The 25,315-nt window shown below is 69.1% G+C and carries 22 protein-coding genes and 1 tRNA gene; 18 read left to right on the forward strand and 5 right to left on the reverse strand.

All coding sequences use genetic code 11. The features are described 5' to 3' along the window. Positions 1–65 precede the first annotated feature (65 nt). Positions 66–1,055: a Bug family tripartite tricarboxylate transporter substrate binding protein gene (locus ODI_RS12365; RefSeq protein ID WP_067758843.1), complete on the forward strand. Its 990-nt coding sequence runs from the start codon at positions 66–68 to the stop codon at positions 1,053–1,055. A gap of 53 nt (positions 1,056–1,108) precedes the next feature. Here the strand turns inward: ODI_RS12365 and ODI_RS12370 are convergent, their stop codons facing one another. Beyond that, entirely contained in the window at positions 1,109–1,762 is a 654-nt protein-coding gene (locus tag ODI_RS12370; protein ID WP_067758840.1) for a TetR/AcrR family transcriptional regulator, read from the reverse strand. 69 nt (positions 1,763–1,831) lie between these two features. Between ODI_RS12370 and ODI_RS12375 the strand changes: the two genes are divergently transcribed. From ODI_RS12375 to ODI_RS12400, 6 genes are read left to right on the forward strand one after another with little or no spacing between them, the layout of a single operon-like run. Then, positions 1,832–4,084: a rhodanese-like domain-containing protein gene (locus ODI_RS12375; protein WP_067758838.1), complete on the forward strand. Its 2,253-nt coding sequence runs from the start codon at positions 1,832–1,834 to the stop codon at positions 4,082–4,084. Beyond that, on the forward strand, positions 4,071–5,099 hold the full coding sequence (locus ODI_RS12380) for a pyridoxamine 5'-phosphate oxidase family protein (protein WP_067758835.1): 1,029 nt from the start codon (positions 4,071–4,073) through the stop codon (positions 5,097–5,099). Before ODI_RS12375 ends, ODI_RS12380 begins: the two co-directional genes overlap by 14 nt. Positions 5,100–5,151: 52 nt before the next feature. Further along, positions 5,152–6,768, forward strand: a complete 1,617-nt coding sequence (locus ODI_RS12385; RefSeq protein ID WP_067758832.1) for an ABC transporter substrate-binding protein — start codon at positions 5,152–5,154, stop codon at positions 6,766–6,768. Then, positions 6,765–7,742 (forward strand): ABC transporter permease, encoded by a 978-nt coding sequence (locus ODI_RS12390; protein ID WP_098020903.1) that lies wholly within the window; start codon positions 6,765–6,767, stop codon positions 7,740–7,742. The genes ODI_RS12385 and ODI_RS12390 overlap by 4 nt, the downstream gene beginning before the upstream one ends. Then, positions 7,739–8,581, forward strand: coding sequence for an ABC transporter permease (locus ODI_RS12395; RefSeq protein WP_067758830.1), 843 nt, complete (start codon positions 7,739–7,741; stop codon positions 8,579–8,581). The genes ODI_RS12390 and ODI_RS12395 overlap by 4 nt, the downstream gene beginning before the upstream one ends. Further along, complete coding sequence (locus ODI_RS12400; protein ID WP_067758828.1) at positions 8,578–10,191, forward strand: dipeptide ABC transporter ATP-binding protein; 1,614 nt, start codon at positions 8,578–8,580, stop codon at positions 10,189–10,191. The genes ODI_RS12395 and ODI_RS12400 overlap by 4 nt, the downstream gene beginning before the upstream one ends. On the opposite strand, the gene ODI_RS12405 is transcribed toward ODI_RS12400, so the two are convergent. Beyond that, complete coding sequence (locus ODI_RS12405; protein ID WP_067758825.1) at positions 10,188–11,105, reverse strand: LysR family transcriptional regulator; 918 nt, start codon at positions 11,103–11,105, stop codon at positions 10,188–10,190. The genes ODI_RS12400 and ODI_RS12405 overlap by 4 nt on opposite strands. A 146-nt stretch (positions 11,106–11,251) precedes the next feature. Between ODI_RS12405 and ODI_RS12410 the strand changes: the two genes are divergently transcribed. After that, entirely contained in the window at positions 11,252–12,010 is a 759-nt protein-coding gene (locus ODI_RS12410; RefSeq protein WP_067758819.1) for an SDR family oxidoreductase, read from the forward strand. Between the two features lie 12 nt (positions 12,011–12,022). On the opposite strand, the gene ODI_RS12415 is transcribed toward ODI_RS12410, so the two are convergent. Then, positions 12,023–13,180, reverse strand: a complete 1,158-nt coding sequence (locus ODI_RS12415) for a DUF692 domain-containing protein (RefSeq protein WP_157929754.1) — start codon at positions 13,178–13,180, stop codon at positions 12,023–12,025. Continuing rightward, complete coding sequence (locus tag ODI_RS12420) at positions 13,173–14,093, reverse strand: TIGR04222 domain-containing membrane protein (RefSeq protein ID WP_067758812.1); 921 nt, start codon at positions 14,091–14,093, stop codon at positions 13,173–13,175. Before ODI_RS12420 ends, ODI_RS12415 begins: the two co-directional genes overlap by 8 nt. Before the next feature lie 81 nt (positions 14,094–14,174). Here ODI_RS12420 and ODI_RS22300 point away from each other — a divergent pair, with 81 nt between their 5' ends. Next, complete coding sequence (locus ODI_RS22300; RefSeq protein WP_157929755.1) at positions 14,175–14,318, forward strand: hypothetical protein; 144 nt, start codon at positions 14,175–14,177, stop codon at positions 14,316–14,318. A gap of 79 nt (positions 14,319–14,397) precedes the next feature. Further along, positions 14,398–15,177 (forward strand): exodeoxyribonuclease III, encoded by a 780-nt coding sequence (xth, locus tag ODI_RS12425; protein ID WP_067758810.1) that lies wholly within the window; start codon positions 14,398–14,400, stop codon positions 15,175–15,177. Here the strand turns inward: xth and ODI_RS12430 are convergent. Then, entirely contained in the window at positions 15,174–16,364 is a 1,191-nt protein-coding gene (locus ODI_RS12430; protein ID WP_067758808.1) for a DUF418 domain-containing protein, read from the reverse strand. The two genes, xth and ODI_RS12430, sit on opposite strands and share 4 nt — an antisense overlap. A 157-nt stretch (positions 16,365–16,521) precedes the next feature. On the opposite strand from ODI_RS12430, the gene ODI_RS12435 reads away from it, so the two are divergent. The 8 genes from ODI_RS12435 (at position 16,522) to ODI_RS12470 (ending at position 25,285) form a co-directional block, all read left to right on the forward strand. Next, positions 16,522–16,597: transfer RNA gene (locus ODI_RS12435), tRNA-Ala, on the forward strand. A gap of 312 nt (positions 16,598–16,909) precedes the next feature. After that, positions 16,910–18,169 (forward strand): ergothioneine biosynthesis protein EgtB, encoded by a 1,260-nt coding sequence (gene egtB, locus ODI_RS12440; RefSeq protein WP_067758805.1) that lies wholly within the window; start codon positions 16,910–16,912, stop codon positions 18,167–18,169. Position 18,170: 1 nt separating this feature from the next. Next, complete coding sequence (gene egtD / locus ODI_RS12445) at positions 18,171–19,154, forward strand: L-histidine N(alpha)-methyltransferase (protein WP_067758802.1); 984 nt, start codon at positions 18,171–18,173, stop codon at positions 19,152–19,154. 127 nt (positions 19,155–19,281) lie between these two features. Next, positions 19,282–20,190, forward strand: a complete 909-nt coding sequence (locus ODI_RS12450; protein ID WP_067758799.1) for a DMT family transporter — start codon at positions 19,282–19,284, stop codon at positions 20,188–20,190. Positions 20,191–20,645: 455 nt separating this feature from the next. Then, positions 20,646–22,004 (forward strand): lysine N(6)-hydroxylase/L-ornithine N(5)-oxygenase family protein, encoded by a 1,359-nt coding sequence (locus ODI_RS12455; protein WP_067758797.1) that lies wholly within the window; start codon positions 20,646–20,648, stop codon positions 22,002–22,004. Further along, the gene (locus ODI_RS12460; protein WP_067758794.1) at positions 22,001–22,630 is read left to right on the forward strand and encodes a GNAT family N-acetyltransferase; all 630 of its coding nucleotides are present in this window, start codon (positions 22,001–22,003) and stop codon (positions 22,628–22,630) included. Before ODI_RS12455 ends, ODI_RS12460 begins: the two co-directional genes overlap by 4 nt. Next, positions 22,627–24,495, forward strand: coding sequence for an IucA/IucC family protein (locus ODI_RS12465; RefSeq protein ID WP_067758791.1), 1,869 nt, complete (start codon positions 22,627–22,629; stop codon positions 24,493–24,495). The genes ODI_RS12460 and ODI_RS12465 overlap by 4 nt, the downstream gene beginning before the upstream one ends. A 40-nt stretch (positions 24,496–24,535) precedes the next feature. Beyond that, positions 24,536–25,285: a siderophore ferric iron reductase gene (locus tag ODI_RS12470; RefSeq protein ID WP_067758788.1), complete on the forward strand. Its 750-nt coding sequence runs from the start codon at positions 24,536–24,538 to the stop codon at positions 25,283–25,285. Positions 25,286–25,315: the final 30 nt, after the last annotated feature.

The raw sequence follows: 25,315 nt of genomic DNA on the forward strand, positions 1-25,315 counted from the left end.
TAGTATCGTCGGACATTGTCACACCTGGCGATTCGCCGGGCCCGTCCCCTTCCCGTCCCGCGCACATGATCCGCTTCCAGCCCACCCGCCGCCGCATCCTTTCCCTGGGTGCCGCCAGCCTGCTCGGCGCCGCCGTCCTGCCCCGGCCGGCGCGCGCCAATCCGGTCTTTCCCTCCAAGCCGGTACGCATCGTCCTTCCCTATCTCACCAGCGGTCCCAACGGCATCGCCACCCGCATCCTGGCCGACCAGTTGTCCGAGCAATGGGGCGTGCCCGTGATCGTCGACAGCAAGCCCGGCGGCAACGGCACGATCGGCGCCTTGGCCGCCAAGGAGGCCGCCGCCGACGGCTACACCCTGCTGTCGGGCGCCATGTTCGTGGTGCTCAATCCCCTCATCGATACGCAGACGCGCTTCGCCACCGGCGACTTCCTGCCCATCGCGAGCTTCGGCGCGCCGCCCAACGTGATCGTGGTGCGCGAAGACTCGCCGTGGCGTTCGCTGGAAGACCTGGTGGCCGCGGCCCGCAAGGCGCCCGGCCGGCTTGCCACCCCGCATCCGGGCGTCGGCAGCTCGGTGCATCTGGGACTGAGCCTGTTCCTGAAGGACGCGGGCATCGAGGCCATCGTGGCGCCGTACAAGGGCTCGCCCCCTTATGTCGTGGACCTGCTGGGCGGGCAGCTGGATTTCGCCTTCCTCAGCGTGCAGTTGGCGCTGCCGCAGGTCCAGGGCGGCAAGCTGCGCGTGCTGGCCACGGTTTCGAACCAGCGGCTGGCGGAGCTTCCCGAGGTCCCCACGCTGGCCGAGGCGGGCTATCCGCAGGCCGTGGTCACGCCGTGGTCGGGACTCTTCGCGCGCGCAGGCACCCCCGAGGACGTGCTGCAGGCCTTGCGGCGCGCCACGCAGGAGGCCTTGGCGAATGCCCAGGTGCAGCAGAAATACCGCCAGATGTATGCCGAACTCCCGCAGGACCCCCTGCAGTTCGGCGCGCTGGTCAGCGCCGAGGAAACGCGTTGGCGCGGGATTGTCGCCAGCCGCGCCATCCAGGATCTTTGATGCGGCCGGCGCTCCCCCTGGCCGGCCAGCCGGCGACGGCCCGCGGGCCCGCTTCAGGCGATGGCCGGCTTGCGCCTGCGGCCGCGGGGCGCGGCCACGGCTTGCGCCAGCACCCGCTGGCGAGACAGCAGGCGCGCGGTCTTGAAAAGCGCATCGTCGCCCATCAGCGAGGCGACGTTGGCAGAGGTCTGGTAAGCCAGGAGCGAAAACGCCAGCGCCTGCACGTCGGTATCGGGCAGCAGCTGGCCGGCTTCCTTCGCGGCCTCTATCCATTCGCGCAGGCGCGCCAGCCCGGCGTGCCGGTAGCTGTTGATCGTGTCGCGGATCTTGCCTGGACGCGCCCGGTATTCACTGCTGACCGCGTTCAGGAAACATCCGCCGGGCAGCACCCGGGCTTCCACGAAATCAAACCAGTTGTCGATCCAGGCAAGCAGGCGGTCCAGCGGCGTGCGCCTGGCCGCGGCCGGCAGCACCACCGCCTCGCGGAACCGTTCCATGACGCGCAGGAAGGTGGCGATCTGCAGCGACTCCTTGTCGCCAAACAGCACGGTGATATTGCCTTTGCTGACGCCCGCCTCGGTGGCCAGGCGGCCGATGGTGATGCCCTCGAGGCCCTCGACCGAGGCGATCGCGATGGCGTGATCCAGGATGTGCGCCCGCGAACGGTCGCCGCGCAGGCGGCGGCCGTCGGTTTCTTCAGTCGTCATGGTGGCTGTTCCTGACCTTCAATAAGGTCGTCTGTACGTTTTTTTTCATCATAGCAGGCCCTATTTTCCATGTCCGCGATTTCCGACACCCCCCTGACGTCGAGCGCGCTGTCCCTGCGCCGGGGCGACGCCGTGCGCGACCTGATCGCCGCCACCCGCCACTTGCCGCGCGCGCCCGACGGGCGTCCCGCTGACCTGGCGGAAGTGGCCCGCCTGCTCACCCGCCTGGCCTTGCGCACCGAGCTCTTTCCCGCGGCCGACTTCCCGACCGATCCCACCCGGACCACGACCTTCTATCGCCTGGCGGAAGACCCCGACGGCGGCCATGCCCTGTACGTCTCGGCCAGCCTGCCCGGCCGCAAGCAGTTGCCGCACGACCACACGACCTGGGCCGTCATCGCCGGCATCCGGGGCCTGGAGCGCAACGTGGTCTACCAGCGCCACCCCGCGCCGGAAGCAGGCCGCTACATCTTGTCGGAACAGGCCGCGGTCACGGTCGGCCCCGGCGACGCCGTGACCTTGGCGCCCGAGGCCTATCACACCACCGAGATCGTCGGCGACACCCCCGCGCTGCACCTGCATTTCTATGGCTTGAGCCAGGAGCGGATGGTGGACCGGGTCAAGTTCGACGGCCCCGAAGGCGGCGTGCCCGTCCCGGTTCCCGTCCCGACCCAGATCCGCCATCCCGTCGTCTCGGTCCAGGCGCTGCGCACCTGGCTGCAAGGTGTCGAGCCCGTCGCCGTCCTGGACGTCCGCGACGAAGCCGCCTACGCCCGCGGCCATCTGATGCAGGCCTCGAATGCACCGCTGGGCCGCCTGCCCTGGCTGGCGCCCGTGCTGCTGCCCGCGCCGGGCACGCTGATCGTCGTGGCCGACGAAGACGAAGCGCAGGACCTGGCCCACGCCGCCGCGGCCCGGCTGGTCAGGCAGGGCTACACGAACGTTTCGGTGCTGCGCGGCGGCACGCGGGCCTGGCAGGCCGCCGGCCTTGCGCTCTACCAGGGTGTGCACGTGCCGGGCAAGGCGCTGGCCGAACTGTCGCGCCTGGCGCTGTCCATCCCGGAGGTGGACGTGCCCACGTTCCGCCGCTGGCAGGCCGAGGGCCGCCCTGTGCGCCTGCTGGATGTGCGTCCGCACGAGGAGTACCGGCGCTATTCGATCCCGGGCTCGGTCAACTGTCCCACCGGCACGCTGGCCTTGAGCGTGCCGGCACTGGCGCTCGCACCGGGCGAAATCCTGGTGGTGCATTGCGCGGGACGCGCGCGCAGCCTGATCGCCGCGCAGACGCTGCTGGCCACCGGACTTCCCCATTCCGTCCATGCCCTGCGCAACGGCACCATGGACTGGGAACGCAGCGGCGGCACGCTGGCGGTGGGCCAGGACGAGGCGCTCGCGTTGCCTGCCACGTCCAGCTATCCGCAGTGCGCGCGTGCGGATGTGGTGCGCCTGCGTGCGGGCGTGCCCTATGTCTCGGCCCAGACGGTGGCGGCGTGGCTGGCCGAACCCTGGCGGCCGGTGCACCGGCTGGACATCCGCGAGCCGGACGAGTTCGAGGCCGGCCACCTGCCGGGCTGGCGCAACGCGCCGGGCGGCCAGTTGCTGCACACCCTGGATGCGCAGGTCGCCGCGCGCAACGCGCGCATCGTGCTGGTTGACTGGGACGGCGTGCGCGCGCCCTATGTCGCAGCCTGGCTGGCCGCCTGGGCCCGGCACGATGTGGCCCTGTTGCGGCCGGATGCCCGCGCGCTGTTGCAGGCCGGCGCCGATTTCGCGCCGCTACGCCGCGTGAACGACCAGGCCGCGCCCTGGATCGGCCCGGCCGCGCTTGCCGCTGGCCTGGCGGCCGGCGGCGCGGCCGTCTTCGATGTCGGCCGCAGCATCCACTACCAGGACTGGCACATCGCCGGCGCCCGCCATGCCACGCTGGGCAGTCTGCGCGCGTGGTTGGCGCAAGGACACGGCGCGGGCCTGCGCATCGTGCTCAGCGCGGACGACAGCGCGCATGCCCAATCCCTTGCCGCGGAACTGCGCGACGCTGGCCATGCCGATGTCCTGGCCCTGCTGGGCGGGAATCGCCGCTGGCGGCGCGAAGGCCGTCCAGGGGAAAGCGAGGGCGCCAGCCTGCCGGGGACCGAGGATGCCTGGCGCGGCCCGCACACCCTGCGCGACGCGGCCGCGCGCGCGGCGGCGTTTGCCGAATACGTGGCGTGGGAAGCCGACCTGCCCAGGCAGCTGGCCGATGCCGGCGACGATGACTGGGACCCCGCGCGCGCGCCTGCGCCGCCCGGGGCGGGAACGGGAGACCGGCATGCCCTGGCCTGAGGCAGCCGACGTCCCCTCGCCCGTGGACGGCGAGGTCTTCCACCCCGGCGAGCGCCTGCTGCAGGCGCACTTTGGCGCGCGTGCGCGCGTGGCCGAGAACGGCGTGCGCGCCATCCAGCCCGCGCTGGCGCCGCCGCACCAGGCCTTTCTTCAAACCTTGCGCTACGTGCTGCTGGCCGCCAGCGACGCACAGGGCTGGCCCTGGGCATCGGCCCTGCTGGGCCAGGCCGGCTTCGTCGACGCGCGGGACGCCTCGACGCTGCATATCCGCGCACGGCCGTGCGAAGACGACCCGCTGCTGCCTGCCCTGGTCCCGGGCGCCGCGGTCGGCGTGCTGGGGATAGACCTGGCGGCGCGACGGCGGATCCGCGTGAACGGACGCCTGGCCCATGGCGGGCCGCCAGGCACGGTACTGGCGGTGGCCCAGGCCTACAACAACTGTCCTCAGTACATCTGGCCGCGCGCGGACGGCGTGGGCGCATCGCCACGGGGTGCCGCGAGCCCGAGCCTCGCGGGGCCTGCCGAGCCGCCCGCGGCCATCGCCACGAGCGTCGAGGACCCCGCCGTCCGCGCCCTCCTCGCGCGAGCGGACACCTTCTTCATCGCCAGCAGCTACCAGGCGCGTGACGACGATCCCGCCCGGGTGGCCTCGGGGATGGACGTCTCCCATCGAGGCGGGCGGCCGGGCTTCCTCAACCTGGCGCATGGCCGCCTGAGCTGGCCCGAATACACCGGCAACGCCTACTTCAATACGCTGGGAAACCTGCTGGTGGACGGACGCTGCGCCTTGCTGGTGCCCGATTTCGAAACCGGCGCGGTCCTGCAATTGCAAGGCCTGGCCACGCTGGACCTTTCGCCCCCGCCCGCCGCGCCGGCGCAGGCCGGCCTGGACGAGGGACTGCGGCGCAATGCCGTCGTGCACCTGGCCCCCCGGCAGGCCGTGCTGCGCCCCGGGGTGCTGCCGCCCGATTGGTTGCTGCTGGACCGTGCCAGTACCCGCGACACCACCCTGTAGCGCCTTGCGCGATCCTGTTCCCCGCTGATTTTCCTTCGCCCCGAGATACGCCATGATGCCTTTCCAAATGACGCAGCGCCTGGCGCGCACCCTGCACGGCCTGACCTTGGCCCTGGCCCTGCTGACGCTCCTGCCTTCCCATCCCTCCCAGGCCGCGGAGACGCCGCGGCGCGGCGGCGTGCTGACCGCCATCGTCCAGCCCGAGCCGCCCAACCTGACCGTGGCGTTGCAGCAGTCCTCGCCCACGCAGCTGGTCGCCAGCAAGATCTACGAAAGCCTGCTCACCTATTCCTTCGACCTGAAGCCCTTGCCCAGCCTGGCCCGCAGCTGGGAGGTCTCGCCCGACGGGCTGACCTATACCTTCCACCTGCAGCGCGGCGTGACGTGGCACGACGGGCGTCCCTTCAGCGCCGACGACGTCGTGTTCTCGTACCAGAAGGTCCTGGCGGGCAATGCCCGCACCCGCGGTCTGATGGCCAATGTCGCCACGCTGGAGGCGCCGGACGCCAATACCGTGGTCTTCCGGCTCAAGGCGCCCTACGCCGCCTTCCTGTATGCCTTCGACCTGGGCGGCGGGGCCATCTATCCGCGCCACCTGTACGACACGGACGTGCCGCTGGCCCAGAACCCCAACAATGCCACCCCCATCGGCACCGGGCCGTTCAAGTTCAAGCGCTGGGAACGCGGCGCCTACATCGAGCTCGTGCGCAACGAGCACTACTGGCAGGCCGGCAAGCCCTACCTGGATGGCATCACCTATCGCGTCATCCCGGATGCGGCCTCGCGCCGGCTCGCCCTCGAACAAGGCACCGTGCAACAGGCCGTGGGCCAGGACATCGAGCCCGCCGACCTGGCCCGGGTGGCGGCGCTGCCCCACATCGCCAGCACCCGCAAGGGCTATGAATACTGGTCGTCCATGCACTTCCTGGAGCTCAACGCCCAGCGCAAGCCCTTCGATGACAAGCGCTTCCGGCAGGCGCTGGCCCACGCCATCAACCGGGAATTCATCACCGAGAAGATCATGTTCGGCACCGGTGTCGTCCCGACCGGGCCGATCCACCGCAACACCCGCTATTACGACCCGGACGTGCGCCGCTATGCCTACGATCCCAAGCGCGCCATCGCCTTGCTCGACGAAATCGGCCTGAAGCCCGATGCCAACGGCGTGCGGATCACCATCGGGTTCATCCCGTCGCCTTTCGGGGAACTCCAGCGCCGCATCGCGGAGGTCATCCGGCAGAACCTGTCGCAGGTCGGCATCAAGGTCGAGATCGAGAACCTGGACCTCGGCGGCGTGATATCGCGCGTGTCGAACTGGGACTACGACGTGCACGCCAATGGCGTCTTCCAGTATGGCGACCCCGCGATCGGGGTTGCGCGCACCTATCTGGGCAGCAACATCCGCAAGGGCGTCATGTACAGCAACACGTCCCACTACAACAATCCCGAGGTGGATGCGTTGTTCGAGGAAGCCGCCCGCAGCAACGACGAGGCCCGCCGCCAGGCGCTGTATTCCCGCATCCAGAAGATCCTGGTCGAGGACGTGCCGGTGCTCTGGCTTGCCGAGACCAGCTACACCACCTTGCTGGACCGGCGCGTGCGCGACGCCATCGTGACCGGCCTGGGCGCCAACGGCACCTACGGCGACGCGTGGCTGGCCGAACCATGACCGGCATGGGCAAGGTCCTGCGGCATCGCATCGCCAAGAGCATGCTGGTGCTGGCGTGCATCGCCCTGCTGAATTTCTTCCTGGTGCGCGCGGCGCCCGGCGACCCGGCGCTGATCCTGGCCGGCCAGTCCGGCGCCGTCGATGCCGGCACCCTTGCCCAGTTGCGCCAGGACCTGGGGCTGGACCGCCCGCTGCCCGCCCAGCTGGGCAGCTACCTGTGGGGCCTCGCCCAGGGCGACCTCGGCGTGTCGCACCGCCAGCAGGCGCCCGTGCTGGCGCTCATCCTGGCGCACCTGCCCGCCACCTTGCTCCTGACCGTCACGGCGTATCTCTTCGCCCTGGCCGCAGGGGTGGGACTGGGCCTGGCGGCGGCGGCGCGCGCGGGGCGCTGGACCGACAACGCCGTCATGACGCTGGCGCTGCTGGCCTATGCCACGCCGCTCTTCTGGATCGGGCTGATGGCGGTGCTGGTGTTCTCGGTGCAATGGCAGTGGCTGCCCGCCTTCGGCTACGAGACCGTCGGCGCGGGGTACACCGGCTGGGCCCGCGTCCTGGACGTCGGCCGCCACCTCCTGCTGCCGGCCTTGACGCTCGGGCTGTTCCACATGGCCGTCTATGCCAGGCTGACGCGCGCCTCCGTGCTGTCGGTGCGGCGCCTGGACTTCGTGCGCACCGCCCGGGCAAAGGGCCTGCCGGAGCGCGACATCGCCCGGCGCCACGTGCTGCGCAATGCGCTGCTGCCGCTCATCACCTATGCCGGCATCCAGGCCGGCAACCTGGTGGGCGGCTCGCTGGTCGTGGAGACGGTCTACGCCTGGCCGGGCATCGGCCGGCTTGCCTATGAAGCGCTGATGCAGCGCGACTACAACCTGCTGCTGGGGGTCTTCCTGATCGCCTCCGTGCTCGTCGTGCTGATCAACCTGTTGACCGATCTCCTCTATACCCTGGCCGATCCCCGTATCGAACTGACATGACGATGATGCTTGCCCTTTCCAGACGGCACCCGGGCGGCGCGGCGGGACTCGTGCTGCTGGCGGGCGTGCTGCTGCTGGCGCTGGCCGCCCGCTGGCTGTATCCCGGCAACCCCTGGGACATGGTGGAGGGGCCTTTCCTGCCGCCCTTGTCGCCGGGCCTGCCGCTGGGCTCGGACATGCTGGGGCGCGACGTCGCCGCCGGCATCGTGCACGGCACGCGCGCCACGCTGCTGCTGGGCGCCGTCTCGGCCGGCGTCGCGATGACACTGGGCGTGGGGCTCGGTGCGCTCGCCGGCTACCACGGCGGCAGGCTGGACCACTGCATCGTGGGTCTCATCGAGGTGTTCCAGACCATCCCCGGCTTCCTGCTCGCCGTGGTGGTGGTCGCCGTCCTCACCCCCAGCCTCGGCACCGTGACCGGCGCCATCGCGCTGGTGACATGGCCGGGCCTGGCGCGGCTGGTGCGCGCGGAATTCCTCAGCCTGCGCCAGCGCGAGTTCGTCCAGGCAGCCGTGCTGGCGGGCCAATCCGCCGGCCGCGTCATCCTGACGCAGATCCTGCCCAACGCCCTGGCGCCCATCATCGTGTCCGGCTCGATGATGGTGGCCAGCGCCATCCTGCTGGAGTCCGCGCTGAGCTTCCTGGGACTGGGCGATCCGGACACGATGACCTGGGGCTACCTGATCGGCGCCTCGCGCAGCGTCTTGCGCGATGCCTGGTGGATGAGCGTCTTTCCAGGGCTTGCCATCCTGCTGACGGTGCTCGCGCTCAATCTCGTGGGCGAGGCGCTCAATGATGCGCTGGATCCGCGCCGCGGCGGCGCAGGAGCCCCAGCATGACGGCGCTGCTCGCGGTCAACGGCCTGTGCATCCAGACGCTTGCGGGCGCCCCGCTGGTCAGGGACATCTCGCTGTCCATCGCACGCGGCGAAATCGTCTGCGTCGTGGGGGAGTCGGGCTCGGGCAAGTCCCTGACGGCGCAGGCGTTGATGGGCCTGCTGCCCGCCGAGTCGCTGCGCCTGGCGGCGGGCAGCATCCGCCATCACGGCCGCGAACTGGCCGGCCTCGACAACCGCCAGTGGCAGGCCGTCCGCGGCCGCGCGCTGGGCATGGTCTTCCAGGAGCCCATGAGCGCGCTGAACCCCGTGCTGCGCGTCGGAGACCAGGTCGAGGAGGCGCTGCGGCTGCCAGGCCCACAGGGCGTGCGCCTGGATGCCCGCGCCCGCCGGGCGCGGGTGCTTGCCCTGTTTGACGATGTCGGGCTGCCCGACCCCGCTGCGCTGGCCACCGCCTATCCCTTCCAACTGTCGGGCGGCCAGCGCCAACGGGTGATGATCGCGATGGCGCTGGCCCGCGCACCGGACATCCTCATCGCCGACGAGCCGACCACCGCGCTGGACGTGACCACGCAGGCACGGATCCTGGCCTTGATCCGCGCCTTGCGCGACAGCCGCGGCATCGGCGTGCTTTTCATCACGCACGACTTCGGCGTGGTCGCGGATATCGCGGACAGCATCGTGGTGATGCGCCACGGGGAAATCGTGGAAAGCGGGCCGGCGCAGGCGATACTCGCACGGCCCGCCCACGCCTACACGCGCAGCCTCATCGCCGCGTTGCCGCGCCCCGCGGAACGTCCGGTCCGCCCGCCGGGGGGGCGGACCGTCGCGCAAGCCATCGGGCTGCGCAAGCGCTACGGCGGCCAGGCCGGCAGGTCCGTGCTGGCACTGGACGACGTCAGCCTGGCCATCCATCCGGGCGAGAGCCTGGGTGTCGTTGGAGAGTCCGGCTCGGGCAAATCGACGCTGGGCCGTGTGCTGGTCGGACTGACGCCCGCGGACGCCGGCACGCTGCACCTGGACGGCACGCCCTTGCCCTGGACGCCACAGGCCTGGCGCGGCCACCGGCGCGCCGTGCAAATGGTGTTCCAGGATCCCTATGCCTCGCTCAATCCGCGGCACCGGGTACGGGACGCCATTGCGCAAGGCCCTGTCGCGCAAGGCGTCCCCGCCGCGCAAGCCCGCGCAGAAGCCAGCGCCTGGCTGGAGCAGGTCGGCCTGGATGCGCGGCACGGGTCCCGCTACCCCCATGAGTTCTCGGGCGGCCAGCGCCAACGCATCGCCATTGCCCGCGCCCTGGCCCTGCGCCCTCGCCTGCTGGTCGCGGACGAACCGGTATCGGCGCTGGACGTCTCGACCCAGGCACAGATCCTGCGCCTGCTGGAGGACTTGAAGTCGCGCCATGGCCTGGCGCTGCTCTTCATCACCCACGACCTGCGGGTGGCAGCCAGGCTGTGCGAGCGCATCGCCGTCATGCAATCGGGCAGGATCGTCGAGCAGGGCGATGCATCGACCCTCCTGCGGCATCCCGCGCATGCCTATACCCGCGAGTTATTGCGGGCGATTCCCGGCCGGGCCTGGATGGATACCCTGGACAAGCGGGTGGCGGCCTAGTCCGAGGCTCGGGGCAGGCCGAAACGCGCCGCGTAGATTTCAGTCAACCAGTCCACGAACACCCTCAGCCGCGGCACCAGCTGACGATGAAAGGGATACAGGACGGAAACGGGCAGTTCCGGGCAGCGCCACTGGGGCAGCACCTGCACCAGCGTGCCCGCCTCCAGGAACGGCGCCACGCGAAAATGCGGCACCTGGATGAGGCCGCAGCCGGCCAAGGCGGCCTCGGTGTAGCTGTGGGCATCGCTCACGCTCATCCAGCCCGAGGCCTCGAAGGTGGCGATTTCGCCATCCCGCCACACGGAAAAGGGATAGCGGCTGGCATTGCCGCGCGAGAAGAAGCCCACCGCCTGGTGCGCGGGCAGTTCGTCGGGATGCTGCGGCGTGCCGTGGCGCGCCAGGTAATCGGGGCTGGCGCACAGGATCTCGGGCATGTTGGCCAGGCGCCGCGCCACCAGCGTGGAGTCGCGTGGCTGGCCGGCCCGCACCACGCAGTCGATGCCCTCGCCCACCAGGTCGACCAGGCGGTCGCCGCAACTGATGACGAGTTCGATGCGCGGATGCCGCGCGTGGAATTCGCCGATGCGCGGCAGGATGATGTGGGTGGCGTGCACACCGTGCAAATCCAGGCGCAAGGTGCCGCGCGGGCTTTCGGCCGTGGCACGCAAGGCCGACTCGGCATCGTCCAGTTCCTGCAGCACCCGCAGGCAGCGCGCGTGGAAGGCCTGGCCATCCAGCGTGGGCCGGACCTGGCGCGTGGTGCGCGCCAGCAGGCGTGCGCCCAGCCGGGTTTCCAGCGCCTTGATGGCATGCGTGGCCGTGGCGCGGGGAATGCCTTGCGCCTGGGCGGCCAGCGTGAAGCTGCCCAGTTCGACAATGCGCACGAAGAGTTGCAAGGTATCGAGACGGTCCATGTTCCGGCCTGATTGTTGTTCTGGATTGAATTATCAAGCCAATTTTCATGGCTTTATCCAGCTGGCTGCAACTGCCATGATGCGTCCATGGTTTTCATGGCGGCATTCCATTCGGGCCGCCACTACTTTCGAGTTGGAGATTTCCCATGCAAGTCCACGCAGACCAGACCCTGACCACCGCCCGCCATGCGCTCGTCACCGGCGCCTCGCGGGGTATCGGCCGTGACATCGCGCTGCGCCTGGCGGCCGATGGGCATGACGTCACCGTCAACTATCGCGCCGGAGCCGCCGACGCCGACGAGACCGTCGCCGCCATCCAGGCCCTGGGCCGCCGTGCCGTGGCGATCCCGGCCGATGTCGCGCAGCCCGCGGACGTCGCCCGGCTGTTCGACGAAGCAAGCGCCACGCTGGGGCCGGTGCATGCCGTCGTCCACAATGCGGGCGTCATGCAGAACGCGCCCATCTCGCCCGACACGCTTGAGGTCTTCGACCGCACCATCGCGGCGAACCTGCGCGGCGCCTATCTCGTGCTGGCCGAAGCCGCCCGCCGCCTGACGCAGGGCGCACGCATCGTCGCGGTGTCCACCAGCGTCATCGCCTTGTCGCCGCCGGGGTATGGCGCCTACATCGCGTCCAAGGCGGGCGTCGAAGGCCTGGTGCGCGTGCTGGCGCAGGAACTGCGCGGCCGCGGCATCACGGTCAATGCCGTGGCCCCGGGTCCCGTGGAAACCGCGCTCTTCATGACCGGCAAGACGGATGCGCAGGTCGAACACCTGCGCAAGCTGCCGCCGCTGCAACGCCTGGGCCAACCGGAGGACATCGCCCGCGTGGTCAGTTTCCTGCTGGGCCCCGATGCCGCCTGGGTCAATTCGCAAGTGCTGCGCGCCAACGGCGGTTTCGCCTGAACCGATGCAGGATCAGTGATTGGCCGGCCTGGCGCGCGCCGCGCGCTTGTGGCCGAAGCTGTGCACGGCGTGCAGCAGGCCGTCGCGATCGATGCGCATCAACTGCTCGGCATCGGCGGGCGCGCAGCCTGCTGCCAGCGCGGCCGCCTGCGGATCGCGCAGGAAATCCTGGCAATCCGTGTGGCCGCCATAGACGCGTGCCAACAGGGACTCCAGGCGTTGCCCGGCCTGCAGGTCCGGCGCCACGCCGATGCCGCCAGCACCAGGCGGCGGGGCTGCTGCGGCCCTGCCCTGCGCCCTGCCGCTGGCCAGGGCCGCACGCAAGGCATCCAGTTGATCCAGCAGTACGGCCATGTCCGGATACCTGCCATCGCGCTCCAGGATTACCGTCAGCGGCTGCGGCGTCAGCGCCGCCAAGTGTGCCAGCAAGGCCGTCATGGCCTCGGGCGGATCATGCAGGTGGTCATCCAGCAGGCGCCGCGTGCTGGCGCCCGGCGCGTCCACCCAGCGTCCGCCCGATACGTGCACGCAGGCCACGCGATCCAGCGGCAAGGCCTCCAGGTCGGTGATCGGATCCCGTCCCGCGTTGAGCGCGTTGGCGTACAGGTTGTGCAGGTCCAGCAGCAGGCGGGCGCCCGAGCCCGCCAGGATGGCGCTTACCCAGTCCGCTTCGGGCAGGCTGCTGGCGGGCGGCGCCACCAGCGACGCAATGTTCTCCAGCCAGGGCAGGCTGCCCACCACGGCACGCGCGCGGGATAGATTCTCCAGCGTGCCGGCCACGGTTGCCGCCGTGCGCGGTGGCGCGGCCAAGTGCCCGATCTCGATGCCATCGGCCCGCACGAACGCCAGGTGTTCCGACCAGGCCAGGGGCCGCACGGCCTCGACGAGCCTCGCCATGTCTGCCAGCCGCGTACTGTCCACGGGATGGGCGGAGGCCAATCCCAGGCCCACCGCATGCAGCACCACCGGCACGCGCGCGGCCAGGCTCGCCAGCGCGCGCACGTCTCCGGCGGGCGCGTCGAACCAGTCGTCGGCAATCACTTCCAGCACGTCGATGCGCGCACGATGCTGCTGGATGCCCGCCGCCAGCGCCGGCCGCCAGCCCATGCCCACGCGGTCGATCGCCGCGGCGCGGCGGCGAGGCAAAGGCGAGACGCCTGTCTCAGTCACCCCCACCGCCTCCGCAACCTCCACATCCGCTGCCGCCGCTGCTGCTGCCGCTGTCGGCACTGCCGCCGCCGCAGCCGGTCGAACTGGTGCTGCCTCCCGAGGACGCGCCTGCCCCACCCGCTCCCGCGGGGGCGCTGGTGTAGCCCAGATAGGCCAATGCAGGAAAGGCCGTGACGGTCAGGCCCGCCAGGCCAAAGACGGAAGCCACCCAGACCACGTCGTCCTTGTTGCGGCGCATGCGCTTGGGCGAGCCGCGTCGCAGGCCGGCCATCAGCACCTGCTGCTCCTGCAGGGCCTGCGTGCCACGCGGTGTCATGCGCCGACGCCAGGGCCGCAGGAAGACCCAGAACAGGATGGCGGCCCCCGACAGGAACAACACGTTGCTGCGCCCTTCGGCCAGCGCATGCGCGACCTTGACGATTGCCAGGCCCACCATTGCCACCACCAGTCCCCAGTACACCGCGCTGACGGTCGGATCAGGACCATTCAGCATGCCGCTACGGACAAGCCCCTCGCGATAATCCTTGCATACGTCCTCGGCCCAGGCCTGCTGCGCCAGGAACGTGAACATGCTGGTCGGCGTCTGGAAACGCGCCAGCACCTGACGCTCTATCTCCCGCAAGCCGCTCGTGTCGGCAAAGGGAGCAGCCACCACCTTGCGTTGCGCATCCACCTTGAGCAGTTCGCGATCCAGCAGCATGAAAGCCGCGACACGCACGACCTCCTGCGCGCCGCCGCGCAGGTAAGCCAGCGCATAGGGATCGGACAGCAAGGTGCCTTCCAGGGCCGGATCCGCGCGTCTTGCCATCCTTTCCTTCAGCCAGACGCGAAATCCGAGCACCACCAATACGGCCAGCATCAGGTAGGCGGCCAGAAAAGTGGGACCGGGCCAGAGTAGCGGATTGGCGGGCAAGGGAAGGCTCCAGGATGGCAAACGCGTCGGGGAGGATGTTACTGAAGCCCCGGGGCCTGTTGCCGCCCAGGGTGTATCCGCATGCAACGAGGGCACGCGCTGGCGGGCGGACTGGTCACGGCATGGCTGGGCCTGCCGGCCAGCACGTGCCTGATGGCGGCGGTGATCGGCGGACTGGTTGCCTGGCTGGCGCCGTGGTGGCTGCATCACGTGCAGGGCCCCTGACTGGCCGCCGGTACAATCCGCCCACTTCTTTTTCGTGCGCGCGCCGACACGCGCGCGGCACACCGATCCGAGATCTGCCGTGAAACTAGCCACCTGGAACGTGAACTCCCTGAATGTGCGCCTGCCGCAGGTGCTGGACTGGCTGCGCGACAACCCCGTCGATGCGCTGGGCCTGCAGGAGCTCAAGCTCACCGACGACAAGTTCCCGCAGCAGGCCTTCACCGACATCGGCTATCACGCGGTCTGGACCGGCCAGAAAACCTATAACGGCGTGGCCATCCTGTCGCGCGAGCCGGGCGAGGACGTCACGCGCGACATCGGCAACTACACCGATATCCAGCGCCGCGTCATCGCCACCACCCTGCCCTCGCCGGCCGGCCCCGTGCGCGTCGTCTGCGTCTATTGCCCTAACGGCCAGGCCCTGGACAGCGACAAGTACGTCTACAAGCTGGAATGGTTCCTGGCCCTGCGCGACTGGCTGAAAAGCGAGCTTGCGCGTTACCCGCGGCTGGCGGTGCTGGGCGACTACAACATCGCGCCCGCCGACGAGGACGTGCACGACCCGGCCAAGTGGGAAGGCGGCGTGCATGTCTCGCCGCCCGAGCGCGACGCGTTGAAGCAGTTGATCGGCCTGGGCCTGTCGGACGCCTTCCGCCTCTTCGAGCAGCCGCCCAAGTCCTTCAGCTGGTGGGATTACCGGATGATGGGTTTCCGCCGCAACGCGGGCCTGCGCATCGACCACATCCTGCTGTCGGACCCGCTGCGCGAGGTGTGCACGGCCTGCGACATCGACAAGGGCCCGCGCGGCAACACGCAGCCGTCGGATCACACCCCTGTCATCGCAACGCTGACGTTCTAATCCCCCTGCGCCTTGGCGGGCAGGCGCCAGGGCGGCAACTGGCCGTGGGTCCAGGCGCGCAACAGCCACTCCACGGGGCCGTGGCGGTAGCGTTGCAGCCACCACCGGCTGGCCAGCATCTGCGCGCCATAGATCAGCAGCCCCAGGCCTCCCGCCAGCGCCAGGGGCACGCGGTCGATCAGCGCCAGCCCGTAGGCGTGGAAGATGAACGCGCAGGCGAGCGATTGCGCCAGGTAGTTCGTCAGCGACATGCGGCCGGCCGCCGTCATCAACGCCGACAAGCGCAACGCCCAGGCATGGCCCCGCGCGCGATCCAGCGCGATCAGCACCAGCCCCGACCAGCCCAGCGTCAGGCATGGCGCGGTCACCATTGCCACCGCCAGGCCCACGCTGACCCAGGGGGACGCGGACAGGAAGTGCGCCGTATAGGCGTAGAACACGGCGCCGGGCAGTCCCACCGCCAGGCCCAGCCGGCAGGCACGCGGCAGCCAGGCCCGCCAGGCGTCCTCGCTGGCCAGCAGCCCGCGCGCCGCGGCCACCGTTCCCAACAGGAACATCGCGAACGCCCCAGGCCCCTGCACCAGCAGGATGACCCACGCCATCTCTCCCAGGGTTTCCACGTTCTGTGTGATGACCGACATCGGCGTGCCGCGGTAGGCCGCCAGCGCCGCCTCCGCCTCGTCGAACACCGCCGTGTCCTTGCCGATGTCCGGGAACTGCCACGCCAGCGCCGCGATGCCGAGCCACAGCGCGGCGCTGGCCAGCGTCAGCACCACCGCCCCCCCCACCCGGCGGCGCGTTGGCCAAGCATGCGCGGCCAATAACAACGCGCCCAGCACGGCATAGGTGGTCAGGATGTCTCCGGGATACAGCAGCACGCCGTGCGCCACGCCCAGCACGAACAAGCCAATGAGGCGGCGCGGCATCGCGCCCGGCCCCGCCAGTCCGCGCGCCTGCCGGCTGGCAAGCTGCAAGGCCACGCCATAGCCGAACAGGAAGGAGAACAGCAGGTAGAACTTGAACTCGAAGACCAGCGACACCAGCACGCCCCAGGGCGGGACGTCGTCGCTGCCCGACAGGCCGTAATACGCCGACGCGAACAGCATGATGTTGACCTGCAGGATGCCGAAGAGGGCAAAGCCGCGCAGGACATCGAGTGTGGGAAGACGGGAGTCAGCAGAAGTCATGTGTCGCCGTGTCGCAGGAAGTCAGCCACCAGGCGTCTGTGAGGTGACGCCTTTGCGCAGCCGCAAGGCTACCGCAGCCGGCCATGCGCCGTTTGCGAAGTCGGCGGGGAATGACCGCTTTCCAGGGACAGGAAATCTGCTAGAATCTCGCTTCTTTGGGGCGGTAGCTCAGCTGGGAGAGCGTCGCGTTCGCAATGCGAAGGTCGGGAGTTCGATCCTCCTCCGCTCCACCAAAATTCCAGAAAACGAAAGGCGCCGCATGCCAATGCGGCGCCTTTGTTTTTTCCATCCCCGCTGCCAGTGCCCGCAATTATTTCCATCGCTGACAGCCAGGAATGGCCGGCGCCGGGCCGCGTCCCTGCATGGCAAGCCTCCCCTTCCCGCTGAGCCCCTGTCACATCACGCCCAGATTTGTGACATTCCCCGCGGCCTTATTCCCCTAGGCTTGAAGCTTATGCCCTGGTACCAGGCGTCTCGCCGCCCGACGGCGGCCTGCGCGGTCAAGCGGCAGCCGCGCGCCCGCGCGGGCCGAGCAAGGAGCTCACATGCACGCCACCCGCCCCACCCTGCAGATCACGCCCGCCTGGCAAGGCCAGCAGCATTACCTGGCCGTGCGCACCTACAGCCTTGCACTGGCCGCGCCGCTCTCGGCCGAAGACCAATGCGTGCAGTCCATGCCGGATGCCAGCCCCACCAAGTGGCACCTGGCGCACACCACCTGGTTCTTCGAGACGATGATCCTGCGGCCCCATGCCAGCGGCTATCGGGTCTTCGATCCCAGCTTCCACTATCTGTTCAACTCCTATTACGAAGCGCTGGGGCCGCGCCATCCCCGGCCGCAGCGCGGCCTGCTGACGCGCCCGGCGCTGGACGAGGTGCTGGCCTACCGGCGCCACGTCGACGACGCCATGCAGCAGTTGCTGGAATCGGCCGATGCGGCACTGTGGAGCAGCATCGCGCCCCTGCTGTCGCTGGGGCTGCAACACGAGCAGCAGCACCAGGAACTGATCCTGACCGACATCCTGCACGCGCTCTGGTGCAATCCGCTGCTGCCTGCCTATCAACCGGAGCCCGAGCCGCTCGTGTGCCTGGTGGCGCAGCCCAAGCCGCTGCGCTGGCTGGCCTTCGAAGGCGGACTGGCCGACATCGGCGGCCAGTTGCCCGATGACGGCTTCGTCTTCGACAACGAGACGCCCCGCCATACGGCGCTGCTGCACCCATACGCGCTGGCCGACAGGCTGGTGAGCTGTGGCGATTTCGAGAGTTTCATTGCCGATGGCGGCTACCACCGCGCCGAGCTGTGGCTGTCGGAAGGCTGGGCACGCGTGCAGCAGGAAAACTGGCAGGCGCCCGCTTATTGGCTGTCTTCCGGCGATCCGCGCCTGGCGGCGCGCACGCGTCACACGGGCTGGCATGTGTTCGGCCTGCAGGGCGTGAAGCCCTTGCGGCCCGAAGAGCCGGTCTCGCAACTGAGTTTCTATGAAGCCTGCGCCTATGCCGAATGGGCCGGCGCGCGCCTGCCGACCGAGTTCGAATGGGAGGCCGCTTGCGGCACCGCGGGGCTCACGGGCATGTGCGACCAGGTGTGGCAGTGGACCCGTTCCTCCTATGACCCCTATCCGGGCTTCAAGCCGCAGCCGGGCGTGGCATCGGAATACAACGGCAAGTTCATGGTGGGCCAGCTGGTGCTGCGCGGCGGCAGCGTCGCCACCCCGCCAGGACACACGCGGCCCAGCTATCGCAACTTCTTCCCGCCGGCGACGCGCTGGCAATTCTCGGGCCTGCGCCTGGCCAAGGATCTCTGACATGAACCCGCCTGCCCTTGCCCACGCCACGCCGCCGCGGATCAGCGATTTCGAGCACGACCTGCTGGAAGGCCTGTCGCAACCCGTGCGCGCCATCTCGCCGAAGTATTTCTATGATGCGCGCGGCTCGGCGCTGTTCGACGAGATCTGCGAATTGCCGGAGTACTACCCCACCCGCACCGAGCTGGGCATCCTGGCCGCGCACGCCCCGGAGATGGCCGCGCGCATCGGCGCCGATGCCGACCTGGTCGAATTCGGTGCGGGTTCCTTGAACAAGGTGGGCCAGTTGCTGGCCGCGCTGCAGGCGCGCAACGCGATGCCGCGCTACGTGCCCATCGACATCTCGGGCGAGCACCTGGGCGCGGCCGTGCAAAGCCTGCGCGCCCGCCTGCCGGGTCTGGACGTGACACCCGTGGTGGCCGACTATACCCGGGCCTTCACCCTGCCCGCGCAGCACGCCGGCCGCCGGCGTATCGGTTTCTTCCCCGGCTCCACGCTGGGCAACTTCGCGCCTGGTGAGGCGCTGGCCTTCCTGCGCCAGGCGGCAAGGCTGCTGCGCGGCGGCAGCCTGCTCATCGGCGTCGACCTGGTGAAGGATCCGGCGCTGCTGCATGCCGCCTACAACGACGCGCAAGGCGTCACCGCCGCCTTCAACCTGAACCTGCTGCGGCGCGCCAACAGCGAGCTGGGCACGGATTTCGACCTCGATGGCTATGCGCATCATGCGCTGTACCACCCCGGCTTGCGCCGCATCGAAATGCATCTGGTCAGCCGCCGCGCCCAGACGGTGACGGTGGCGGGACAGCGCTTCGATTTCGACGAGGGCGAGTCGCTGCACACGGAAAGCTCGCACAAGTTCACGGTGCACGGCCTGCGCGCGCTGGCAAGCCAGGCGGGCTTCCGGCCCGGCCCCGTGTGGACGGACCCGGACCGGCGCTTCAGCGTCCACTGGCTGGACGCGCCGGCGGCCATGCTGCATCACTGAGGCACGCCTGGCGTGACGTGGACGCCACGGCTCGGCCGAAGCCGAAGCATGCGCGTTGACGCGCGTGGGACGATGGGGGCATAGTCGCCGGAGCGCCTTGCCCTGGCGCGTCTGACAAGAAGACCCCATGCAGCCGGCCGCCGCCACCCCCGTCCCCAGCCTTGCCCGCGAATTCGCGCTCCTGTTTGTGCTGGCCACGCTGTGGGGCGCGTCGTACAGCTTCATCAAGATCGGGGTGGCCACCATCCCGCCCGTCACGCTGATTGCCGCGCGCACGCTCATCGCCGGTGCGATCCTGCTCGCGGTCATGCGCTGGCAGGGCCTGCGCCTGCCCACGGACGCCACCACCTGGAGGCGCTTCCTGTTCCAGGCCTGCCTGAACAGCGTCGTCCCCTTCACGCTGATCGCCTGGGCCGAGCTCACGGTGGACGCCGGCCTGGCAACCATCCTCAATTCGACCTCGCCCATCTTCGCCTTCCTCTTGACGGCACTGATCACCCGGCACGAAGTCGTGAACGGGCGCAGGGTCTTCGGCGTGGTCGCGGGTCTGCTGGGTACCAGCCTCATTGTTGGCGTCCAGGCGCTGGACGGATTGGGCAGGGAGCTGCTGGCGCAGATCGCCGTTGTCGCCGCCACGGTCTGCTACGCCGGCGCCGCCATCTTCGGCAGGTCGTTCAAAGGGCTGCATCCGATCCTGCCGGCGGCGGGTTCCATGCTGTGCGGCGCGGCCATCCTGATTCCCGCGAGCCTGATCGTGGACCATCCCTGGACGCTGGCGCCGTCGGGCGCCTCCCTCCTTGCGTTGCTCGGCCTGTCGGTCTTCTCGACCGCGCTGGCCTTCGTGATCTATTTCCGCCTGGTGCACACGCTGGGCGCCATCGGCACCACGTCGGTCGCCTACCTGCGCGTGCCCATCGGCGTGGGCATCGGCGTGCTGTTCCTTGGCGAGCAACTGGGCGCCACCGCCTGGATAGGGCTCGTCTGCGTCGTGGCCGGCGTCATCGCCATGACCTGGCCGGCCCGCGCCAAGTCCTGAGCCTGCCTCCTTTTTCCATTTTTTCGCCCGGCCACGCCCGCGCGGCGTGACCGCGCGCGCCTGTGCCCGAGAGCAAAATCGGGACCTCAGTCATCGGGCTGAAACGTCAAATTCCAGAAAAATATTAAACATTTCAAAGGCCTAGCAGACCCTATGCCGGATGCCAGGGTGCATATGGGTACTGTTCTCTAGAACCCTTCGTCACGCCACAAGCTTGCGTCATTCGTTAGAGTGTTTGCACCTGAGAATAAGAACAATACGCAACAAGTGAAGGAGTTCGTCCCATGCGCCCTGACGCAAGATCGATCCACGCACTGCCCAGCACGTTCATCCGTCTGCGGGTCCGCACCCGCCCGGCACCGCCGGATTGAGCAGGCCCGATGGCTGTTTCCCAGACAGACCGGCAGGCGCATTTTCCCGCGCTGCCGCCATCGATCCCGCCACGAGGCTAGACCATGAACCGCGACACCTATGACTTCCTTGCCATCGGCCTGGGCCCCTTCAACCTGGGCCTGGCCTGCCTGAGCGCGCCGCTGCCCGGCGTGCGCGCCCTCTTCCTCGAACGCAAGTCGGGCTTCGACTGGCATCCCGGCATGCTGATCCAGGACTCGACGCTGCAGAACCCTTTCCTGGCCGACCTGGTCAGCCTGGCCGATCCGCGCAGCGAATTCAGCTACCTGAACTACTGCAAGCAGACCGGGCGCATCTATTCGTACTACATGCGCGAGAACCACTACCTGAGCCGCGCCGAGTACAACCGCTATTGCCAGTGGGCCGTGTCCCGCCTGCCCAATCTGCGCTTCGGCACCGAGGTGCACAGCGTGCTGCGCGACCCCGACACGGACACCTACCTGGTCAGCGGCCAGCACGCGGGCACCGGCGAACGCTTCATGCTGCGGGCGCGCAAGCTGGTGCTGGGCCTGGGCACCCAGCCCACGCTGCCCAGCTTCTGCAACCCTGCCGAAGCGCCTTATGTGCACAGCGCCGACTACTTGCGCGCCAAGGCCGAACTGCAGAAGAAGCGCTCCATCACGGTGGTGGGCAGCGGCCAGAGCGCGGGCGAGGTCTTCCACGACCTGCTGCGCGACAGCGACAAGCACGCCTACAGCCTTGCCTGGATCACGCGCTCGCCGCGCTTCTTCCAGATGGAGAACACCAAGCTCACGCTGGAACTGATTTCGCCCGACTACACCGACTATTTCTTCGGCCTGCCCGAGGCGCGCCAGCGCCAGGTGCTGACCCAGCAGAACAGCCTGTACAAGGGCATGAACGCCACGCTGATCAACCAGATCTACGACCTGCTGGACCAGAAGATACAGGCCGGCGACCGCCGCTACACCCTGACCACCAACGCCGAGCTGCGCGCCAGCCGGCACGACCCCGCGACGGGGCTCTACCACCTGGACTTCCATCACGTGGACTATGGCACGGACTACCGGCACGTCACGGACGGGCTGGTGCTGGCCACGGGCTACACGCAGGCCGTGCCGGCCTTCCTGAACCCCATCCGCGACCGCATCCGCTGGCGCGCCGACGGCCGCTATCGCGTTGCCCGCAACTACAGCATCGACCAGCACGGCGGCGAGATCTTCGTGCAGAACGGCGGGCTGATGGGCCACGGCGTCAGCAGCCCCGACCTGGGCTTCTGCTGCCATCGCAACTCGCAGATCCTGCGCGAGATCACCGGTGTCGAACACTACAAGGTCGAGGAACGCATCGCCCTGCAGGATTTCGTGCCGCCGCTCTCGGGCGTGCTGAATCACCGCGGCACGGCGCCGATCCGCGCCACCGACGACATGGCGGCCAGCGTATGACGCAGCGGCAGACCGATCATTTCCTGCCTGCGGCCTTCGCGCGCGGGCTGCTCGAGGAAACGCGCGCGCTGCGCATCGCGCCGCCGCCCGAAGGCTTCACGCTGCGCACGCTGGATCCGGCGACGGACGCCGCGCTGCTGCACAGCTGGTTCGTGCAGGACTACGCGCGCTTCTGGGCCATGCAGGACTACAGCATCGCGCAGGTACAGGCGTTCTACCAGGACCTGGTCGACAGCGGCCACGCCTGCGCCGGACTGGCCTACTGCGATGGCCAGCCGGCCTTCCTGGTCGAGATCTACGACCCCGCCCATGACGAGCTGGGCGAGCACTATCCCGTGCGCGCCGGCGACCTCGGCATGCACATTTTCGTGGGGCCGCCGCGCGTGCGCATCAGCGGCTACACGCGGCGCGCCATCACCTTCGTGATGCGCTTCCTGTTCGACCGCCTGCACGCCACGCGCGTGGTGGTCGAGCCGGACATCCACAACACTCCCATCCACGCGCTGAACCGCGCCGTCGGCTTCGTCTATGACGGCCAGGCCCAACTGCGCGGCAAGACCGCGGGCATCGCCTTCTGCACCCGCGACGATTTCGCAACGGCCACTCTCCAGGAGCACACCGCATGAGCCCCCAATCGACGCAGCACCCCGCCGACATCGCCCGCCACCTCGAGCCCGGCGTATGGGCCCGCGCCAACCGCCTGCTGGTGCGCAAGGCGATCGCCGAGTACGCCCATGAACTGCTGCTGGTGCCCGAACGCGTGGGCACCGCCGACACCCCTGGCTTCGAGCGCTATCGCCTGACCGTGGACGACGGCCACGCGGTCTATCACTTCGACGCGCAGCGCATGGCGCTGCGTCACTGGCGCGTGCGCGCCGACTCCATCGAGAAGTCGGTGGCCGGCGCGGCCGCCGAGCTGGATGCGCTGCAATTCATCATCGAGATCCGCAAGGCGCTGGGCATCCCGGAAGACCGGCTGCCCGTCTACCTGGACGAGATTTCCAGCACGCTGCACGGCAGCGCCTACAAGCTCACGCGCGACGCCCTGCCGGCCGCCGAGCTGGCGCTGGCCGACTATCAGGTCATCGAGACCTCGATGATCGAAGGCCACCCCTGCTTCGTCGCCAACAACGGCCGCCTGGGCTTCGATTCGCACGACTACCACGTCTATGCGCCCGAGGCTGCTTCGCCCCTGCAGGTGATGTGGCTGGCGGTGCACAAGGACAACGCCCATTTCGCGTGCCTGTCCGACATGAACTACGATGACCTGATGCGCGAGGAGATCGGCGAGGCCAAGGTCGCGGAATACACGGAGGCCTTGCGCGCCCAGGGCCTGGACCCGGCCGACTATCACTTCATGCCGGCCCATCCGTGGCAGTGGTTCAACAAGCTGTCCATCGCCTTCGCCTCGTACGTCGCCACGCGCAAGATCGTGTGCCTGGGCTACGGCGAAGACGAATACCTGGCCCAGCAGTCCATCCGCACCTTCTTCAACGTCAGCCAGCCGCGCAAGCGCTACGTGAAGACCTCGCTGTCCATCCTGAACATGGGTTTCATGCGCGGCCTGTCGCCCTATTACATGTCCGGCACGCCCGCCATCAACGAATACACGCACGGGCTGATCCAGGCCGATCCCTTCCTGCGTGAGAACGGCTTCAGCATCCTGCGCGAAGTGGCCTCGCTGGGCTTTCGCAATTACTACTACGAAGCCGCCATCAGCGCCGACACCCCCTACAAGAAGATGTTCTCGGCGCTCTGGCGCGAGAATCCCTATCTGCGCATCGCCTCGAACCAACGCCTGATGACGATGGCCGCGCTGCTGCACGTGGACCGCGACGGCAACGCGCTGCTGCCCGCGCTGATCGAAGCCTCCGGCCTGCCGGTGGCCGACTGGCTGGACCGCTACATCGACGCCTACCTGACCCCGCTGGTGCACTGCTTCTACGCCCACGACCTGATCTTCATGCCGCACGGCGAGAACCTGATCCTGGTGGTGGAAGACCACGTGCCGGTGCGCGCCTTCATGAAGGACATCGCCGAGGAATCCACCATCCTGAACCCCGATGCGCGGGTGCCCGACAACGTGCGCCGCATGCTGGCCGACGTGCCCGAGGACTTCAAGCTGCTGACGATCTTCGTGGACGTGTTCGACGGCTACTTCCGCCACCTGAGCCAGGTGCTGGTGGACAGCGGCTGCTGCACCGAGGATGCCTTCTGGGCGCGCGTGGCGGGCCGCATCCAGGCCTACCAGGAAGCGCATCCGGAATATCTGGAAAAATACCGCCAGTACGATCTCTATGCGCCCGACATGATTCATTCGTGCCTGAATCGCCTGCAACTGGCCAACAACCTGCAGATGGTGAACCTGGCAGACCCCATCGGCAGCTTCCAGATGGCCGAACGCCTGGACAACCCCATCGCCGTGCATCGGCCCGCGTGGCTGGATGCCGACGCGTCGATGCCGGCGGTCAACGTACGGGCCGCGGCGTGAGCAACCTGACGACGCCGGACATGGACGGGAGGAGGCGGCGGTGAGCACCGAGCTGGAAAGCGTGTTGGCCAACGCGGCCAGGCGGGTGCCGGGCATGGTGGGCGTCATCGCCCACGATGGCCCGCCCGGCATCCGGGCAGGCGCCGACAACAGCGCGCTCATCGCCAGGCTGCGCGACCACTGGCGGGCCCGCTACCCCGAGGCCGGCCCGCACTATCTGGCGCTGCGCTGCTGGGGCCTGCTGATCTGGCAGCCGATCTACCTGGGCGTCATCGCGGCACACGAGGCGCGCGGCGTCCCCGACCTGTCGCGCCTGTCGGCGCCCTGGCGGGACGACGGTTTCCTGGCGGGCTACCACATCAGCCGCCATGCCCTGCGCCACGGCGTGTTCCATGCCCGCATGGACGACGTGGCCGGCCAGTTGCGTGCGCTCTGCGCCGGCCTGCTGGCCGAGCTGTCCAGCGTCGTGCACATCAGCGCGAAAGCGGCGCAATGCATGCAGGCCGACATCGTGCTGAACGCGCTGCTGACGCTGCGCCCCGACGACAGGGAGAAATCCAACGCACAGGCGCAATGCCGCGCGGCGCAATGGCTGGCGCGCCTGGGCCTGTCGGGACGCAGCAGCTACTTCGAATGCGGCGCGCCCGGCAGGCCGCTGCTGGCGGTCGATCGCCAGGTGTGTTGCCACTATTTCCGCAAGCGTGACGGGGACTATTGCAGCACCTGTCCCAAGCTGGAGATGCATGAACGCATCATCCGGCTGCATGCCGAGCAGGTCCAGGCCGCCTGAGGCCAGACCCGCGCGGCGCCAAGATTGACG

It is taken from the genome of Orrella dioscoreae (genome assembly GCF_900089455.2).
GTDB classification, from domain to species: Bacteria; Pseudomonadota; Gammaproteobacteria; order Burkholderiales; family Burkholderiaceae_B; genus Orrella; species Orrella dioscoreae.

Excerpts from the sequence above, each read along its gene's own strand:
- ODI_RS12365 (WP_067758843.1), top strand. The coding sequence starts at position 66 with ATGATCCGCTTCCAGCCCACCCGCCGCCGCATCCTTTCCCTGGGTGCC.
- ODI_RS12370 (WP_067758840.1), bottom strand. The coding sequence starts at position 1,762 with ATGACGACTGAAGAAACCGACGGCCGCCGCCTGCGCGGCGACCGTTCG.
- ODI_RS12375 (WP_067758838.1), top strand. The coding sequence starts at position 1,832 with ATGTCCGCGATTTCCGACACCCCCCTGACGTCGAGCGCGCTGTCCCTG.
- ODI_RS12380 (WP_067758835.1), top strand. The coding sequence starts at position 4,071 with ATGCCCTGGCCTGAGGCAGCCGACGTCCCCTCGCCCGTGGACGGCGAG.
- ODI_RS12385 (WP_067758832.1), top strand. The coding sequence starts at position 5,152 with ATGATGCCTTTCCAAATGACGCAGCGCCTGGCGCGCACCCTGCACGGC.
- ODI_RS12390 (WP_098020903.1), top strand. The coding sequence starts at position 6,765 with ATGACCGGCATGGGCAAGGTCCTGCGGCATCGCATCGCCAAGAGCATG.
- ODI_RS12395 (WP_067758830.1), top strand. The coding sequence starts at position 7,739 with ATGACGATGATGCTTGCCCTTTCCAGACGGCACCCGGGCGGCGCGGCG.
- ODI_RS12400 (WP_067758828.1), top strand. The coding sequence starts at position 8,578 with ATGACGGCGCTGCTCGCGGTCAACGGCCTGTGCATCCAGACGCTTGCG.
- ODI_RS12405 (WP_067758825.1), bottom strand. The coding sequence starts at position 11,105 with ATGGACCGTCTCGATACCTTGCAACTCTTCGTGCGCATTGTCGAACTG.
- ODI_RS12410 (WP_067758819.1), top strand. The coding sequence starts at position 11,252 with ATGCAAGTCCACGCAGACCAGACCCTGACCACCGCCCGCCATGCGCTC.
- ODI_RS22300 (WP_157929755.1), top strand. The coding sequence starts at position 14,175 with ATGCAACGAGGGCACGCGCTGGCGGGCGGACTGGTCACGGCATGGCTG.
- ODI_RS12430 (WP_067758808.1), bottom strand. The coding sequence starts at position 16,364 with ATGACTTCTGCTGACTCCCGTCTTCCCACACTCGATGTCCTGCGCGGC.
- egtB (WP_067758805.1), top strand. The coding sequence starts at position 16,910 with ATGCACGCCACCCGCCCCACCCTGCAGATCACGCCCGCCTGGCAAGGC.
- egtD (WP_067758802.1), top strand. The coding sequence starts at position 18,171 with ATGAACCCGCCTGCCCTTGCCCACGCCACGCCGCCGCGGATCAGCGAT.
- ODI_RS12450 (WP_067758799.1), top strand. The coding sequence starts at position 19,282 with ATGCAGCCGGCCGCCGCCACCCCCGTCCCCAGCCTTGCCCGCGAATTC.
- ODI_RS12455 (WP_067758797.1), top strand. The coding sequence starts at position 20,646 with ATGAACCGCGACACCTATGACTTCCTTGCCATCGGCCTGGGCCCCTTC.
- ODI_RS12460 (WP_067758794.1), top strand. The coding sequence starts at position 22,001 with ATGACGCAGCGGCAGACCGATCATTTCCTGCCTGCGGCCTTCGCGCGC.
- ODI_RS12465 (WP_067758791.1), top strand. The coding sequence starts at position 22,627 with ATGAGCCCCCAATCGACGCAGCACCCCGCCGACATCGCCCGCCACCTC.